Annotated in this window: 19 protein-coding genes; 8 read left to right on the top strand and 11 right to left on the bottom strand. The window is 67.3% G+C overall.

Annotation, left to right across the window (positions count from 1 at the left end; all coding sequences use genetic code 11):
• Window positions 1-7: 7 nt before the first annotated feature.
• On the bottom strand, window positions 8-637 hold the full coding sequence (locus ACZ3HV_RS32030; protein ID WP_360366945.1) for a dihydrofolate reductase family protein: 630 nt from the start codon (window positions 635-637) through the stop codon (window positions 8-10).
• An 87-nt stretch (window positions 638-724) separates the two neighbouring features.
• On the opposite strand from ACZ3HV_RS32030, the gene ACZ3HV_RS32025 reads away from it, so the two are divergent.
• On the top strand, window positions 725-1114 hold the full coding sequence (locus ACZ3HV_RS32025; RefSeq protein WP_465689717.1) for a VOC family protein: 390 nt from the start codon (window positions 725-727) through the stop codon (window positions 1112-1114).
• A gap of 6 nt (window positions 1115-1120) precedes the next feature.
• Here ACZ3HV_RS32025 and ACZ3HV_RS32020 read toward each other — a convergent pair whose 3' ends face one another.
• The 8 genes from ACZ3HV_RS32020 to ACZ3HV_RS31985 form a co-directional block, all read right to left on the bottom strand.
• The gene (locus ACZ3HV_RS32020; RefSeq protein WP_465689715.1) at window positions 1121-1750 is read right to left on the bottom strand and encodes a DUF1707 SHOCT-like domain-containing protein; all 630 of its coding nucleotides are present in this window, start codon (window positions 1748-1750) and stop codon (window positions 1121-1123) included.
• Window positions 1747-2433, bottom strand: coding sequence for a PadR family transcriptional regulator (locus ACZ3HV_RS32015; protein ID WP_465689713.1), 687 nt, complete (start codon window positions 2431-2433; stop codon window positions 1747-1749). Before ACZ3HV_RS32015 ends, ACZ3HV_RS32020 begins: the two co-directional genes overlap by 4 nt.
• Window positions 2434-2596: 163 nt before the next feature.
• A complete protein-coding gene (locus ACZ3HV_RS32010; RefSeq protein WP_465689712.1) occupies window positions 2597-3562 on the bottom strand; it encodes an aldo/keto reductase in 966 nt (321 codons plus the stop codon).
• 79 nt (window positions 3563-3641) lie between these two features.
• Window positions 3642-4364: an LmeA family phospholipid-binding protein gene (locus ACZ3HV_RS32005; protein ID WP_465689710.1), complete on the bottom strand. Its 723-nt coding sequence runs from the start codon at window positions 4362-4364 to the stop codon at window positions 3642-3644.
• 37 nt (window positions 4365-4401) lie between these two features.
• Window positions 4402-5301: an NAD-dependent epimerase/dehydratase family protein gene (locus ACZ3HV_RS32000; protein ID WP_465689708.1), complete on the bottom strand. Its 900-nt coding sequence runs from the start codon at window positions 5299-5301 to the stop codon at window positions 4402-4404.
• Window positions 5302-5340: 39 nt separating this feature from the next.
• Complete coding sequence (locus ACZ3HV_RS31995) at window positions 5341-5760, bottom strand: hypothetical protein (RefSeq protein WP_465689706.1); 420 nt, start codon at window positions 5758-5760, stop codon at window positions 5341-5343.
• Entirely contained in the window at window positions 5760-6845 is a 1086-nt protein-coding gene (locus ACZ3HV_RS31990) for a flavin-containing monooxygenase (RefSeq protein WP_465689704.1), read from the bottom strand. The genes ACZ3HV_RS31995 and ACZ3HV_RS31990 overlap by 1 nt, the downstream gene beginning before the upstream one ends.
• A complete protein-coding gene (locus tag ACZ3HV_RS31985) occupies window positions 6842-8446 on the bottom strand; it encodes a multicopper oxidase domain-containing protein (RefSeq protein ID WP_465689702.1) in 1605 nt (534 codons plus the stop codon). The genes ACZ3HV_RS31990 and ACZ3HV_RS31985 overlap by 4 nt, the downstream gene beginning before the upstream one ends.
• Before the next feature lie 292 nt (window positions 8447-8738).
• Here ACZ3HV_RS31985 and ACZ3HV_RS31980 point away from each other — a divergent pair, with 292 nt between their 5' ends.
• Window positions 8739-8894, top strand: coding sequence for a hypothetical protein (locus ACZ3HV_RS31980; RefSeq protein ID WP_465689700.1), 156 nt, complete (start codon window positions 8739-8741; stop codon window positions 8892-8894).
• Window positions 8895-8897: 3 nt separating this feature from the next.
• Here the strand turns inward: ACZ3HV_RS31980 and ACZ3HV_RS31975 are convergent, their stop codons facing one another.
• Window positions 8898-9665, bottom strand: a complete 768-nt coding sequence (locus ACZ3HV_RS31975; RefSeq protein WP_465689698.1) for a CPBP family intramembrane glutamic endopeptidase — start codon at window positions 9663-9665, stop codon at window positions 8898-8900.
• A gap of 188 nt (window positions 9666-9853) precedes the next feature.
• Here ACZ3HV_RS31975 and ACZ3HV_RS31970 point away from each other — a divergent pair, with 188 nt between their 5' ends.
• The 6 genes from ACZ3HV_RS31970 (at window position 9854) to ACZ3HV_RS31945 (ending at window position 15240) form a co-directional block, all read left to right on the top strand.
• Entirely contained in the window at window positions 9854-11023 is a 1170-nt protein-coding gene (locus tag ACZ3HV_RS31970; protein WP_465689696.1) for a sensor histidine kinase, read from the top strand.
• Window positions 11020-11694, top strand: coding sequence for a response regulator (locus ACZ3HV_RS31965; RefSeq protein ID WP_465689695.1), 675 nt, complete (start codon window positions 11020-11022; stop codon window positions 11692-11694). The genes ACZ3HV_RS31970 and ACZ3HV_RS31965 overlap by 4 nt, the downstream gene beginning before the upstream one ends.
• Before the next feature lie 133 nt (window positions 11695-11827).
• A complete protein-coding gene (locus ACZ3HV_RS31960) occupies window positions 11828-12124 on the top strand; it encodes a hypothetical protein (RefSeq protein ID WP_465689693.1) in 297 nt (98 codons plus the stop codon).
• Window positions 12125-12196: 72 nt separating this feature from the next.
• On the top strand, window positions 12197-13666 hold the full coding sequence (locus ACZ3HV_RS31955) for a DUF2252 domain-containing protein (RefSeq protein ID WP_465689691.1): 1470 nt from the start codon (window positions 12197-12199) through the stop codon (window positions 13664-13666).
• A gap of 52 nt (window positions 13667-13718) precedes the next feature.
• Window positions 13719-14552, top strand: coding sequence for an MIP/aquaporin family protein (locus tag ACZ3HV_RS31950; RefSeq protein WP_465689689.1), 834 nt, complete (start codon window positions 13719-13721; stop codon window positions 14550-14552).
• 49 nt (window positions 14553-14601) lie between these two features.
• On the top strand, window positions 14602-15240 hold the full coding sequence (locus ACZ3HV_RS31945) for a hypothetical protein (RefSeq protein WP_465689687.1): 639 nt from the start codon (window positions 14602-14604) through the stop codon (window positions 15238-15240).
• Window positions 15241-15244: 4 nt separating this feature from the next.
• Here the strand turns inward: ACZ3HV_RS31945 and ACZ3HV_RS31940 are convergent, their stop codons facing one another.
• The gene (locus tag ACZ3HV_RS31940) at window positions 15245-15949 is read right to left on the bottom strand and encodes a DUF899 family protein (protein ID WP_465689685.1); all 705 of its coding nucleotides are present in this window, start codon (window positions 15947-15949) and stop codon (window positions 15245-15247) included.
• Window positions 15950-16068: the final 119 nt, after the last annotated feature.

Genomic DNA, 16068 nt, shown 5'->3' with positions numbered 1-16068 from the left:
CAACCAATCACCGCCGGATGATCTCGATGTGCGTTGCGTTCGGGGAGGTGACTGTCTTGGTGACCTTGTAGTTGCCGAGGGCTTCGGCGACGTTGTCGAACAGGCGTACGCCGGCGCCGGCCAGGATCGGCGCGACGACGATGTGCAGCTCGTCGATGAGCCCGGCGTTGAGGTACTGCTGGACCGTCGACGCGCCGCCCGCGATGATCACGTCCTGCCCGTTCGCCGCGGTGAGCGCGCGCTCCAGTACGACGTCGATCGGGTCGTCGGTGAAGTGGAACGTCGTACCGCCCTCCATCGGCACCGACGGACGGGCGTGATGGGTGAGCACGAAGGTGTCGTGGTGGTACGGCGGGTTGTCACCCCACCAACCGGTCCACGACTCGTCCTCCCACGGCCCGCGGATCGGCCCGAACATGTTGCGCCCCATGATCGTGGCGCCGATCCCTTCCTCGAACCGGCCGACCTGCTCCGCGTCGATCCCGCCCCGCCCCGCCGCCTTGTCCTCCTGAGCCGCGAACATCCAGTCGTGCAGCCCCTCCACCCCATCCCCGAACGGCGCCTCCAACCGCTGATTCACCCCGGTCCCAAACCCATCCACCGAAACCGTGAAGTTCTCCACCCGAACCTTCGCCATGACCTCTCCTCAGCTTGTGCCTGCTCTCACCCCCAGGTCGGAGCGGCCGGGGGAGCTTTGACATCCGCCAGAGACCTACTGTTGCGCATGGGCTGGATCGGTTACGTGATCTTGTACGTCGAGGATCTTGAGGCCTCGGTGGGGTTTTATCGGGATGTGGTCGGGCTCGAGTACAAGTTCACGGATGCGGGGTATGCGGAGTTCGGGGCGGGTGGGGTGCGGTTCGGGTTGTATGAGCGGCGGCGGGCGGAGTGGTTGACGGGGCGGGCGGTGTCGCCGGGGGCGGGTGGGGAGATCGTGGTGATGGTCGACGACGTGGACGCGTGGGCCGAGCGGCTCAAGGGGCTGGGCGTGCCGGTACTGAGCGGGCCGGCCGACCGTCCGTGGGGACATCGGACGGTGCATGTGGCCGACCCGGACGGGTTCGTGGTCGAGTTCGCGACGGAGATCCCGCGGGCACGGGGCCGTCGTACCTAGTTGTGCCTAGCGGTTTTGGTGGTACCAGCGGCGGCGGCTCGCGCCGCTGATCAGCATGATCCAGAACATGCCCCACAGCAGCCACGGCGCGGTCAGGGTGATCGCCGTGATGACGAGGCCGATCATCAAGAACGGCGCGAGCATCACGAATGGCGGCGGTGGACCCGTACGGCGACGGGACCGGACCGTCTGCGGCGACCACGGGCCCTGCGCGAGCTGCAGCTCGGCCGAACTCGGGAGGTCGTCGAAGAGCGGCGCCAGGTCGTCGACGTACCGGGCTCGCGTCGCCTGCTCGCTGCGCTCCTCGAACTCGGTCTGCGTCAGCCGCCCGGCGACGAAGTGATCGCTCAGCAGCGAGACGGCCTGGTCGCGTTCGGCGTCACCGATCCGGACCGGGCCCTGGCGGCGCTCGGTCGTACGGCGTTCCGCGTCGGATCCGGGGCCGGCCCAAGCACCACGAGCCCAATCCGCACGAGCCCGCTCAGCACCGGACTCATCGGCACCGCCCCAGTCACCGCCGCGCCAGTCAGATCCGGCCCAGTCTCGGCCGGCCCAGTCTCGTCCGCGCCGGTCGCGTCCGGCCCGGTTACGTCCGTGTCGGTCACGGCCGTGCCAGTCAGGGGAGGGCGAGCTCATGTCCGGTCCCGCTCGTCGTCCTGACCTTCGTCGGCGAGGATGCCGTACAGCTTGCGGCGCAGTTCGCTGACCGCTTCCCGTGCCTTCGCCTGCTGCTCCGGCGTACCGGTCGCGAGTATCTGCCACATCGCGGTCGCCACCTGCCCGAGCATCGGCTTCAGACCGTTCTCGTCGTCGGCGGCGGGCGCACTCATCGCCTCCCACGGCGCGGACACCTCGTCCTGGTGCTCAGCGACGTACGCGCGTCCTTCGTCGGTCAGCGTGAACGTCCGGCGACCGACCTCGGCGTCCGCGGTGACGAGTCCCTCGTCCTCGAGTTGCTGCAGGGTCGGGTAGATCGAACCCGGGCTCGGCTTCCACACCCCGCCGCTGCGCTCGGCGATCTCCTGGATGATCTGGTAGCCGTTCATCGGCTGCTCCGCGAGTACGGCGAGGATCGCGGCCCGCACGTCACCCCGCCGGGCCTTCGGTCCACGCCAGCGCGGCGGCGGACCCCATGGTGGCCCGAACATCTGCCCGCCGAACATCCCCCACTGCGGCCCGAACCCCTGGTGCCCGTGGTGCTGGTGCCCACGCCGCCCGGTCATCGCGGCGCGCAACTCGTCCTTGATGTCGTCGAAGGTTGAACAGTGCCGCGCAAAGTGCGCCCAGGGCCACCCAGCGGCGTACGTCGATCCGGTCATCCCGACCACCGTCCCTCATGAAGAGATTGCGATAGTTCGACGATATATCGCGAACCATCGCAACCCAAGAGCTTCACCAAGTCGGATAGCCGGCCTTTCAAGCACCCAGCGAGGCGCGCGGCCTGCTGCTGAGTGATCTTCGTCCATCTTTCGAGGCTAGCGCTCAGTACCAGTTGCGCGGCCGTTCGACGTAGGGCTCCTCCAGTTGGTTGAGCTCTGCCTCGGTGAGCTCGAGCTCCAGCGCCGCGGCGGCATCTGTTAGGTGATGTGGCTTCGTGGCACCGACTATGGGTGCGGAGACGACCGGTCTGGTCAGTAGCCAGGCCAGTGCGACCTGTGCCATCGGTACACCGCGCTTCGCGGCCACTGACTCGAGTGCATCGACGCTCTGACGGTCGCTGTCGCGGGCGAGAGCCCGGGCAACCCGATCGGTGTCCGCACGCAGCGACTGCGTGCCCCATGGCTTGCCGAGCTTGCCTTTGGCCACTGGTGAGTAGGGGATGGAGCCGACGCCCTGGTCCGCGCAGAGTGGCAGCAGTTCCTGCTCGTCATCGCGCCGGATCAGGTTGTACTGGTTCTGCATCGACACGAACCGCGTCCACCCACCGGCATCCGCGGCGTACTGCATCTTCCCGAACTGCCAAGCCCACATCGACGACGCACCGAGGTAGCGGACCTTCCCCGCCCGTACGACGTCGTGCAGCGCCTCCATGGTCTCCTCGACCGGCGTGCCCGGGTCGAACCGGTGGATCTGGTACAGGTCGACGTACTCCTTGCCCAGTCTGGTCAGCGAGGCGTCGATCTGCTCCAGAATCGCCTTGCGCGACAACCCCGATCCGCCCGGACCGTCGTGCATCTTGCCCCACACCTTGGTGGCCAGTACGACGTGCTCACGCCGGGTGTACTGCTTGATCGCGCGACCGACGAACTCCTCCGAGCTACCACCGCCGTACGTGTTCGCAGTGTCCCAGAAGGTGATCCCGAGCTCGACCGCCTGCCGGAAGTACGGCTGCGAACTCTCCTCGTCCAGCGTCCACTGGTGGAACTCGTTGCGCTCACCGAAACTCATACAGCCCAACGCAATCCGGCTGACCTCGAGCCCGGTCCGCCCTAACCGCTGATACTTCACATCGAACCCTTTCGCTGGTGTGGTTCGACGCTAGGCGGAGTCGGGCGGGTGAGGGAGGCTCTGTCAGTACCGGTATCGCTCAGGTGGCGAACTTCAAGTCGGTTGCGGTGGCATTGAGGGTGATGGAGTTGCCTTCGACGGTGACCTGTTCGAGGGTGGCGCCGTAGGGGAGTTTGGGCAGGGCGATGCCGCGGGAGAGTTGGTTCTTCACCGCGTTCCGGATGAAGGACGGGATCGCGTCGGAGAGCTCCTCGACGGCGAGGACGATGCGGCCCTTCTCGACCTGCGGGCGGACGATCACGTCGGCCTCGACGCCGCGTAGGGACAGCTTCGCGTGGAGCTTGCCGTCGACGGCGCTCATCGTCAGCCCGCTCAGTCCGGTGCTGCGGGCGGCGAGTTTGGCCAGCTCGGCCGGCGACAGCTGCAGGCGTACGTCGGTGGTGTCGATGGTGACCGCCGTACCCGGCTCCCGCGTCAGCAGACCACGCGGCACGTGGACGCCGGTCATCTCGACCTTGAGATCCTCGGCCGGGATCGAGTCGAACGTCGGATCCTTCATGGTCAGCGTGACCTTCGAGAACTTCTCCCTGGCCAGCTGCGGCAGGAACCCGAACCCGCCGATGTCGACGGACGTGTCAGCCGCCTGTACGTCGTACTGCGCCGCCTCCCTCTCCGCCATCGACGCGAGCTGATTCTCGGCCACCCACGCCGCCGCGCGATCCACGGCAACCGCCAGAATCCCCAGCACCACCAGCGTGACAACCAACCGCCGCAACCAGCGACGCGGTCTCCTGGAACTCATCCCTGCCCTTCCGTCGATCCGCACAGCCTAGACGCGGTCACAAAGCGATCATTTCCCGGAGGGCTTCGTCGGTCGGCGTGGGTTTGATGCCAAAGGCAACGGTTGCGGCGGTGGAGTCGAGGACGAAGGGACGTTGCCACTGGTACTGCGTTTCGAGCATCTCGCGCGCGTCCGGGTTGAAGAGGCCGGCCAAGCGCAGCGCGATCGTGGGCATTTTGGCGACGCGGGCCGGTGGTGCGCCGGCGAGTTCGGCCGCGCGGGTGGCGAGGGCCCGGATCGACAGCGGCTCCGGCGTGGGCACGTGCCATGCGCGACCCCAGGCGCTCTCGTCGGCTGCTACCGCGATCAACGTGCGCGCGACGTCACCGACGTACGTCCAACTGTGCGGCGCGTCCAGGTCGGCCGGCGCCGTACCGCGACTTCCTTTGATCACCTTGGGCAGCACCATCACGCTGAACGGCGAGACCGCGCCGGCACCGAGGTAGTCCGATCCACGAACCTCCGCGGTCCGGATCCTCTTCGCCTCATGCGCGGCCAGTGCATCAGTCCACAGCTTGGCCCGCACCCGTCCCTTCACCGAGTTGGGCAGCAGCGGCGTGTCCTCGGTCATCGGCCCGTCCACAGCGCCGTACCCGTAGAGATTGCCGGTGGTAACCAGTACGGCGCCTGTCGTTTCAGCCGCCCGGATGAGCGCTGCCCCCAGCGGAGGCCAGTCCGTCGTCCACCGGTGGTAGGCCGGTCCCGCACACGAGTAGATCGCCTGAGCGCCCTCGGCGTACCGCGAGAGCTGGGCCGCATCACTCGCATCCGCCGCCACCCGCTCGACTCCATCTGGCCCACTCCCGGAGCGAGTGATCACGCGAACCCGTTCCCCTTGAGCAGCGAGCAACCGCGCAGTGGTCGAGCCGACCGGACCAGCACCTACGACGACATGCATACGCACACACTACGGTCAGCCGTCGACCGTGATTTGTGGCTAGTGGAGTTGGTGGCCGGTGGCGATCACGACGGCGATGATCGCGGCGGCGAGCCAGTCGACGGCGAGGCAGAACGGAGGCCACCACCGGGTGTTCGCCACGTAGTGAGTGCGGTGTTGCCAGAGGTCCTTGAACCCGTGGGCGACGAGGCCGAGAACGAGCAGCCACGCCGATCCGGTGACGCCCGCAGCCGCGAGTACGACGAATGCTCCGGCGACGGTGCACTCCACGGCGATGACGGCCGGTCGTCCGTCGGCCACCGCGAACCCGATGTAGACCGCTGCGATCAGCGCCAACGAGAGGGCATAGACGGTTGCCGCATCGAGCCACCAGAAGCCGAGTGGCGATGCTGCCTGGAGCCCGCCCCAGACGAGTCCCCACCCGAGCGGGGCACGTTCGTCGGCGAACAATCTGGGCATCAGGTGGGTGGTGACTGCGAGGTCTGGACGGCGTGACCTGCGTGCCTGGTTGCGATCTGGTCCGCGAGGTAGGACGCGTCGGAGCCGACCCAGCCGAGCAGGGCGGAGGTCCTGGTGTGCTGCCACGTCATGCCGAGCAGGTACAGACCGGGGGATGGGGTGACGCCGCGTCGGTGCAGGATGCGTCCGCGTGCGTCCTGTACGCCGGGGACGTCGATCCAGGCGTGGTCCGCGGTGAACCCGGTCGCCCACACGACGGCGTCGTACTCGGCCACAGCGCCGTCGGCGAAGGTCACGGTCCGACCGGTCGCCCTGGTCGCACGGGGGCGGACCCGGATGCCGTGTCGCTTGGCGAGCTGACGCGGGCCGTCGCCGATCACCTGGTCACGCCCGGCCAGACGTTGTCCCAGCCGGGAGCCGACAGTGACACGATCCAGTCCGATCCCGCTCGCCCACCACCACACGTCGCGGCCCAACGGCCGCTGGGGGATCGTGGGGAGCCGTTGGCCGGCAGCCAGTTCCACCGTGTGGGTGGCGCTGAGCTCCAGGGCAATCTGGCAGCCCGAGTTCGCGGCCCCGACCACCAGGACCCGTCCCGCCGGGATGTCTTGCGGTCGCCGGTACTCCGCGCTGTGGAGCTGGGTCACCTCTGGGCCGAGGTCGTTCGCGATCGGTGGCACCGACGGGATGTGGAAGGGGCCGGTGGCAACGACCACCTGCCGTGCCTGCAAGGTGTCTCGCGCCGTCGTCACGACGTACCCGTCGGCAGTCCTGGTCAGCGATTCGGCGGTCGTGTTCAGCCGCACCGGCAGCCGGAATCGTGCCACATAGGCCTGCAGGAAGTCCGCGACGTCGTCCTTGCCGGGATAGGTGTCCTTCGCAGCGGGGAAGGTCATTCCGGGCAGGTTGTCGAACTGGGCGGGTGTGAACAGTTGCAGGGAATCCCACCGTGAGCGCCACGCGTGGCCGATCTCCGCGTTGGCGTCCACGATCAGGAAGCGCAGCCCGCGGTCAGCCAGGTGGTAGCCCATCACCAGACCGGCCTGGCCGCCGCCGATGACCAGCACGTCCAGGATGTTCGTCATGACGGCACCGCCTCGGGACGTCGCGCGACGTTGAAGCTGAACATCATCCCGCTCTCGGTGTGTTCGGCGATGTGGCAGTGCGCCATCCACAACCCGGGATTGGAGACGTCCAGCAGGATGTCCACCGTTTCACCGGCCCGCACCAGGACGGTGTCCTTCCAGACGAGGTTGGACTCCGGCACGTCGTCCCTGGACAGGATGAGGAAGCGACCGGCGCCATGAATGTGGAACGGGTGGTGCATCGGGTGGTCGGAGTCCATCTCGTTGACCAGCCGGATCTTCACTCGGTCGCCAACGGTGAAAGACCACGTGATGGCCGCGTTCTCGGCGCCGGTCTCCCGGTCGACGAGTTGCCAGATCATGTTGCTCGGATCCGATGCCCGGTTGATCTCCGGCATCAGGTCCTCCCACTCCAGGCCATCGCCGTGATCGTGGGCGCCGTGCGCCGCACCCTCCTGCGGCGCCGCGGTGGACGGGACCAGCTTCATGCCGCACTGCGGGCACTTCGACGGCTCGGTGGCGGTGACTTCGGGGTGCATCGGGCATACGTAGCTGGACGCCAGTACGTCGTCTTCGCCGTACAGAAGCGGCATGCGGGAGAGGAAGGCGAGGACCTTGTCGGGCGGCCGGTCGAGGTCGGGCCGGATCGACTGGTGGACGGCGGTGAGGTCGGGGTCGGTGCGCAGCGTCTCGAACGCCGCAGCGGTACCGCCGCCCGCGCCGGCCGTGACCGTGAATCCGCCGAGGTCGTACACCCGATCAGGGGTGCGATGCTCCAGTCGTACGTCGCCGGGGGTGTCGAACAGTACGTCGAGGACCGCGCGTTCGGAGGGGGACAGCAGTACTGCCTCGACGAACGTCTCACGCTCGTACCGGCCGCTGTCCCCGCCGACCAACTTCGCCCGGGCACCGCGGACGGCGACATTGAAGATCCGCGTGTTGGCGGTGTTGACGAGATACAGGCGTACGACCTCGCCCTGCGCCGCTTGACCGGAGAACTGGGCCTCCCCGTTGATCAGCATGACGTTGCCGAACCGGCCCATCGCGGTGAAGGTCGGCCCGGAGCGGTTGAAGGACGCGATGTGTCCGTCTTCGACCAGGAGGTCGTCCACGGTGACAGTGAACTGCCGGTCGACGGCCGGCCAGTACGAGGAGTCCGAAGGCTCGACGACGATCGCGCCGTACAGGCCCATCTCCTGGGCGAAGTCCTCCCGCATGTGCGGGTGGTACCAGTACAAGCCGGCGTCGGGGAACTGCAACGTGTAGGTGAATGAGCCACCGATCTCGATCGGCCTCTGAGTCTCGTGCGGGACCCCGTCGTACCGGTTCTCCAACCGCAGGCCGTGCCAGTGCACGGTCGTCTCTATGTCACCTTCGTTCCTGACCCGCACCGTGATCTCCGACCCCTGATCGACGTGCAGGGTCGGACCCGGGATCGAACCGCTGTAGGCGAGCATGCGCAGGTCGGCGCCCTCGATGCGCTTGCGCACTGCGCCGATGCCGAGCTCGAGCAGGTCTCCGTCCCGCAGCCGCACCATGCTCGTGGGCGCCGCAGCAGGCAGTCCGGCGGTTTCCGTACTGAATACGTCGTGGGAGTCCATGCGCTTCTACTTTCACGGTGTCGGCAATGGTTCGCCGGGGTGACGCAGAGCGGGGTCCGGGCAGAGGAGATCCTCGGCATCGCCAACGTACGCCGAGAACCTGCCAACAAAATAGGGGAACCGAAAACTGTCCTGCTGAGGCCCGAACCCCAAGCTGCAAACGACTTTCGCTCTGGTGGGGTTGGGTGGTGTGAACCTTCCCCGCGTGCGGCATGGTCGGCGTTAACCTGACGCAGAACTTCACCCTGCCGGGATGAGGCGATCGCCGTGCGTTAACGAGACTGTTCGGCCCATGGGACTCTCCGCGAAGCAGGCAGCGCAGTCATTCGTACCGGCACACACCGATCTTCCGTATTCGCGTGGAGTGGCGCCCGCCGGCCCGAAGAACCACACCGGCGGGCTGCGCGACTACATGGGGCCGTCCCAGCGCTGGGTCATCACGAACTAGCGGTCACCGCAGGACGAGGGCGAGCCCGATCACGAAGAAGAAGACGCTTTGCGAACTGTGGACCGCGATGGCGATGAGGGAACTGCGCCAGCGCCGCGCGGGCAGGGCCTCGGCGAACGTGTCGACCAGGAGCGTTTGCGGGATGACCCACGGCTCATGCAGGTGGTAGCAGGCGAACAGCACTCCGTTGACCACCCAGTCGGCGCGACCGAACGTTCCCATCCGGGGCAGCAGCAGGCCACGGAACAACAACTCTTCGCCGAGAGCGGTGTTGAAGATGAACACGATGACGAGGATGGCGAACCACATCCAGTTGCCGGACATCCACGTCTGCCCGCTGTCAGACCCGAAGATCAGACCGAGGTCACGGGCCACCGGAGTAGGAGGTGACGGCAACATTTCTTCGAGGGCAAGCAACGCCGCCAGCGGCAGAACCATCCACCAGAGCCGCTTGCTGCGCTTGCCGGTGCGTGGGCTGACCGGGGTGTTGAGCCACAGTGCGCCCTTCACGACTGACCAGCGCAAGTTGCCCTGCTCGCGTCGTACGACGATCAGTACGAGGACGAACTGCCAGATCAGTCCAGCTGCGAGGCACAGGATGAGTGCTTGGGGAAGGGCCATCGGCCCCGAGAAGGCGTGCGCCAGCGCCGGCGCGACTACCCAGGCGAGTACACCGATCGGGAGTGCGGCGGCTGCCCACACCGTCAGTACAGTGCCGCGGGTCCAGGTCGGGATGTGGACTGCCCGGGTAGCGGTGTCAGATGTCGTCATGTCGTCCACTTCCGTCAGTTCCAGCGCTGAGACTGGTTCTCAGCGGCTTTTGTGGTGTTCACGACGCTATGGACGTGGACGCGCGAGCGCGTCGTCGGAAGGCCGTGTTCACACCGGCACCAAACGACGAGTTCCTGTCCGACTTTGGTAGGACGCAGGCGACGATGGTGGAGACGTACGTTGACCAGGTGAGCCGAGTGCGGCTGTTCTTCGCGAAGTACGGTCTCGACCTGCTGATTGTGATCGCGGCGGTCGAGAGTGCGATCAGTACGGCGTTGCGCGGCGACCCGGGTCACCCGACCGGCCCGAAGCTGTGGTTCGAAGTGCTCGCGGTCACCGCCGTCGTACTCACGCTGCTCTGGCGACGACGCTTTCCGTTCGCCGCACCGGCGAGCACCTGGCTGGCGAGTGCGGGGCTGTCCTTCGTGGACGGCCTACTCATCGTCGATGAAGCCGGACTCTCCGTCGCCGGTATCGGTGCTGCCCTGCTGCTCGGCAACCTGCGCCGCGACACGCAGGCACGGGTCGGCTTGGCGATCGTGCTCTGCAGTGCGGCGATCGTCATCTACAACGACCCGGCTCACACGAGCGGCGACGTCATCTTCACGCCCCTGGTGTTCGGGATCGGATGGCTCCTGGGCTTCGCGCTACGGGACCGGACCGAGCAGACCGAGGCCGCTGAGGAGCGCGCGACCCGGGCCGAGCGAGAACGGGAGGCGGCGGCTCGCATTGCGGTCGCCGAGGAGCGCGCCCGGATCGCCCGAGAGCTCCATGACGTCGTCGCGCACGCTGTCAGCGTGATGGTGCTCCAGGTGGGGGCTGTGCGCCACCGGATGCCCGAGACCGACACGCAGGATCGGGAGACGCTCAAGAACGTCGAGCAGGCTGGACGCACGGCACTCGCGGAGATGCGCCGCCTTCTCAACGCGATGCGGCACGACGGTGACGAACTCGAGCTCCTGCCACACCCGGGACTCGACAACCTCGACTCGCTCGTGGACGACGTACGAGCTGCGGGGTTGCCCGTGCGGCTCGAGATCCGCGGTACGCCGGTCGCGCTGCCGCCGGGCCTCGACCTGTCCGCCTACCGCATCCTGCAGGAGGGGCTCACGAACGCCCTCAAGCACGCCCGTGCGAGTCAGGCGGAGGTCGAGGTGCAGTACTCCGCAACGGAGCTTCGACTCGAGGTTCGTGACGACGGCCCCGGTGGCCCTTCCACCGACGCGGGTGTCGGCCATGGACTCGTTGGGATCCGCGAGCGCGTCAGGATCTTCGGCGGGGGCATGACCGCGGGCACCGTGCGTACCGGCGGGTTCGTGCTCCGCGCGCAGCTTCCGTTGGACGGAGGTGCCAGATGACGATCCGTGTCCTGGTAGTGGACGACCAGTCGATGGTACGAGCGGGGTTCCGGCTGCTGCTCGCCGACGAACCCGACGTGGAGGTCGTGGCCGAGGCGAGCAACGGTCTCGAGGCGGTGGCTCAGGCAGCCCGCTTCCATCCGCACGTCATCTTGATGGACATCCGGATGCCGGAGCTCGACGGGCTCGAGGCGACCCGGCGGATCATGGCGACCGATGCGTCCGCGCGGATCCTGATCCTGACCACCTTCGACCTCGACGACTACGTCTTCCAAGCACTCCAAGCAGGCGCGAGCGGTTTCGTCCTCAAGGACGACCCTCCCGAGCAGCTGATCGCCGCCGTACGAACGGTTGCCGCCGGAGACGCCCTCCTGTCACCCGCCATCACCAAACGAGTGATCCAGCACTTCACCCGCCTCCACCGCCAGCCTCCGCCGAAGGCCGTGGACACCTTGACGACCCGCGAACTGGAGGTGTTCCGCCTGATCACCCGCGGCCTGTCCAACGCCGAGATCGGCCACGAACTCTTCATCAGCGACACGACCGTCAAAACCCACATCACCCGCCTCCTCCAAAAACTCAACCTCCGCGACCGAGCCCAAGCCATAGTCCTCGCCTACCAGACGAACCTCTTCGACCCCTCCGACCCGCAACCCAACAGCCCACGCTGAGCTCCTCTTCAGCGCGAGCGTGCCGTGGTTGAATGCGCGGATGGGGATCGCGGTGCACCCGGTTGATCAAGCGCGGTGGGACGACCTGACCGAGTTGTTCGGGCCCAGCCGGGGGACGCGGGGGTGTTGGTGCATGGCTCGGCGACTGCCTGGTTCGGTGGTCGCCGTGAATGGCAGCGCGGAGAATCGGGCGGCCTTGGAGGACTTTGTCCGGGCGGGTACGCCGGTTGGACTCATCGGATACGTGGACGAGCGGCCGGCCGCGTGGTGTGCGGTCGCCCCGCGGCCGGAGTACTACGCAATCCTCCACTCGCGGACCCTGCCGATCGACGAGCCGGACGATGAGTCGATCTGGGCGATCAATTGTCTGTTTGTGAAGAGCTGCCACGCAGTGCGACCGGCGCACCCTCTCGTCACCCAGCAGGGGTGATGCCGGGCTGCCCCTCTCGGTATCAGGGTAGGGAGCGTGGTCCAGGGAACGATGCTGTTCTCAGGGGGAGCTATGACTGTGACGACTCGGGGTGGCAGATCGGCGAGCCCTGCCGCGCGGTCGTTCCGGAGAGATTCGAAGCAGGCCGGGGCGCACGGGCAGTTGAGCCGTGCGGACCGGGTCGCCTTGGGGAAGGACGCCCGGAGGGTCACTCCGCGGGAGTCGCACGCGGAGTTCCAGCCCAGCGGGTCGCGGGATCCGGTGGGGCTGCTGCTGGAGCAGTCGAAGTCGCGGGTGCCGGAGCTGGTGCCGATCCGGCACGGGCGGATGCTGGTGTCGCCGTTCACGTTCTATCGGGGGGCTGCGCTGCCGATGGCGGCTGACCTGGCCACGACGCCCACGTCGGGGCTGCGGGTGCAGCTGTGCGGAGATGCACATCTGTCCAACTTCGGCGCGTACGCCTCACCGGAGCGGGAGCTGGTCTTCGACGTCAACGACTTCGACGAGACGCTGCCCGGGCCGTTCGAATGGGACGTCAAGCGGCTGGCGGCGAGCCTGGCCGTGGCGGGACGGGAGAACGGATTCAAGGGCAAGCACCGCCGCAAGATCGTCCTCGCCGCGGCGAAGGGGTACCGGAAGGCGATGCTCGGGTTCGCGGACCAGACGTTCCTGGACGTTTGGTACACGCACCTGGATATCGAACAGGTCATGGGGGATTTCCGGTCCCGGATGAAGCCGAAGAGGTTCGCGGCGACCGAGAAGATGGTGGTCAAGGCCCATACCCGCGACAGCACCCAGGCATTGCGCAAGCTGACCACGGTCGTCGAGGGCCGTCGGCAGATCATCAGTGACCCCCCGATGGTCGTCCCCATCGAGCAGGTCTTCGCCGACGAGCGGGCCGGTGAGGTGTATGAGCAGATCCGCGTGGTGCTGGGTAAGTACCGGCGTACCCTGCAGTCCGACCGGCGGCACATGCTCGAGCAGTTCACACTGGTCCAGGCGGCCCGCAAGGTCGTCGGCGTGGGCAGCGTCGGCACCCGCGCCTGGATCGTGCTGATGGACAGCGGAGACGGCGTCGAGCCGGTGTTCCTGCAGGCCAAGGAAGCGCAGCCGTCGGTACTGGCGAACTACTGCGGGCGCAGCCAGTACACCAACCAGGGCGAGCGCGTGGTCGCCGGACAGCACCTGATGCAGGCCGAGAGCGACATCTTCCTCGGCTGGACCCACACGCCGGGCCCGGACGGGGTGGACCGCGACTATTACGTCCGCCAGCTCAAGGACTGGAAGTTCTCCCTCGACATCGAGCGGATGCGGCCCTCGGGCATGGTGGTCTACGCCCGCCTGTGCGGATCGACCTTGGCCCGCGCCCACGCTCGCTCCGGCGACCGCGTAGCCCTGGCCGCCTACCTCGGCGGCTCGGACACCTTCGACCAGGCAATTGCCGACTTCGCCGAAACCTACGCCGACCAGAACGAAGCCGACTACGCCGCGCTCCAGAGCGCCGTCAAAGCCGGCCGGGTCGAAGCGACCACCGATATCTGAATCCGAATCCGGGCGGTCCGGCCCGGACGGCCGAGCAGGAAAGGGATGCGCCATGGCAGACCCCGCGCTAGATCCCGTTGCCGAGAACACCTCGTCACTCGGGCGTCGGTACTTCATCCGGCTCGAGGAAGACACCCTGCGGCAACGGCCGCTGTGGATCCGGCTGATCATCGAGTTCCTGGGCACCTTCGTCCTGGTGACGGTGGCGGCCGGATCGGGGGTGATCAACCATTACGTGGGCAACGAACCAATCAGCAGGACCGCGGCGGTGATCGCGCCCGGCGCGGTGGTCATGGCGATGATCTACGCCTGGGGTCCGCTATCGGGACTCCACATCAACCCGGCCGTGACATTCGCCTTCGCCGCCCGGGGTGTGTTTCCCACCAAATGGATAGTGCCGTACTGGGTCGTCCAGCTCGCCGGCGCCATCTGTGCCGCACTGTTCCTGGAGGTGATGTTCGGCGACGTCAGCACGGGCGGGAACTACCCGATCAACACTCCCGGCGGGGAGTGGAAGTCGATGGTGATGGAACTCGTGCTGACCGCGATCCTCGTCAGCGTCATCCTCAACACTGCGACCGGCGGCCGCAGCATCGGCCACAACGCGGCGATCGCGGTCGGCTCGACGGTCGCGCTGCTCGGCTTGTTCGCCAGCCCGATCAGCGGCGCGTCCATGAACCCGGCCCGCACCCTCGGGCCCGACATCGTCGGCAACGACTACACGGGCTGGTGGCTCTATATCGTGGGCCCGCTGGTCGGGGCCGCCATCGCCGTGGCGATCATCGGAGCCGTGCGCGGACTGCCCGACAAGGACGAGCTCGAGGCCGCCGAGGGCGGGGCCTTGCCGATGACCGGTACTCCCACTCCCGAGAAAGCCACTGAGTAAGCAGGCCACAGACATGTTGGTATCCGGCCGGCGTCAGGAGCGTGTGGCGATGACGGGTGAACCGCCTCAAGGCGCGGCGGGCGAGGAGGTCCGCAGCCTGGAGGTGCGCTGGATCTTCCCGGGCCGGCTGGAGACCGCAGTGACCGGTTGGTTCGGGCGGTTCCCGATCGAGACGGAGTCACGCGAGGACAGCTACCTGCTGGATCCGCGGCTGCCTGGCCTTTCGGTGAAGGTCCGTGGAAGCAGGGCCTTCGAGGTCAAGATGTACCACGGGAGCCCAGGAATCTTGGAGGTGGCGGGCCGCACCCGCGGACGCCTGGAGTCCTGGCAGAAGTGGTCCTTTCCGGTCAGCCTGCCCGGCCAGGACAGCGCCTACCCGGGCGGCTGGCAGCCGGTACGCAAAAGGCGACGCATCAGCCGTTTCGCACTGGCCGGCGGACAGATCGTGACGCGCGCCTCGCAGTTGGACCAGGAGCCACAGTGCGACGTGGAACTCACCGAGGTCAGCACCATCGGCCAGAACTGGTGGACCCTGGGCTTCGAAGCCAGCGGTCCCGCCGATCTGCTCCGAAGCGCACTAGAAGCCACCGCGAGGCTCGTCTTCAACAGCCCCCTGCCCGGCGGTCCTGAACCCGGTCTCGAAGAATCCAAGTCCTACCAACAATGGCTGTCCCAGCGGCGGTCTTGAGACATCACACAGCGCCCGGCCTGGTCCACTGCGGGACGGGGCGGCCGTCTTTCATCCACCAGGAGTGGGTCGGATCCTGAGGCCAACCCTCTGGCGAGTCCTCCCAGTCTTCTTGACGGCCGTAGACCGTCAGATCGAGCAGTTGGGCCTGCACCATGGCTGCCTCGACGCCGCGACCGATCGTCTCGTTGGTGAGGAACACACGGTCACCGTCGCGCAGGTAGCAGGCGAAGTAGCCCGGTTCGTCCAGGAGCCCGGCGCCGACGCCGCGATCCTCGACTCCGAGCATCGAGTACCACGGCAACGTGTAGCCCATGAATTCGCGGAACGGCGCGATCTCCTCCCACGGCCCTTCACAGAAGACCGCGAAGGACACCCCGCGATGGTTCAGGTAACTGGCGTCGTGGACGTCGAAGATGCTCGCCGTACAGCCCTCACACTGGCCTTCGATGCCTGCGCCGCGGTGCCACATGTGCTTGTACGCGAGGAGTTGGTCGCGGCCGTCGAAGACGTCCAGGAATGACACCGGCCCGTTCCGGCCGACCAGTGTGGCCGTGGCGTCGACCTCGGTCATCGGCAGCCGGCGCCGGGCCGCCGCGATCGCGTCTCCCTCACGGGTGTGGGCCTTCTCGCGGACGAGGAGGCTGTGGCGCTCACGGCTCCAGGTCTCACGGTCGACGATCGGGGGTGATGCGGTCGCTCCGGTCATGGGGGTTCTCCTCGTCGAGTGCGGGCCGGTTTGGTGTTATGAATATCGACGAGCGACCCGGTGATGCGTCATCGCACTTTCCTTGCGACGGCGTCCGTACGGAGCGGTCACGACCAGCA

The sequence above is a fragment of the Kribbella sp. NPDC020701 genome (genome assembly GCF_055562215.1).
This window is presented reverse-complemented; position numbering and strand designations above follow the sequence as displayed.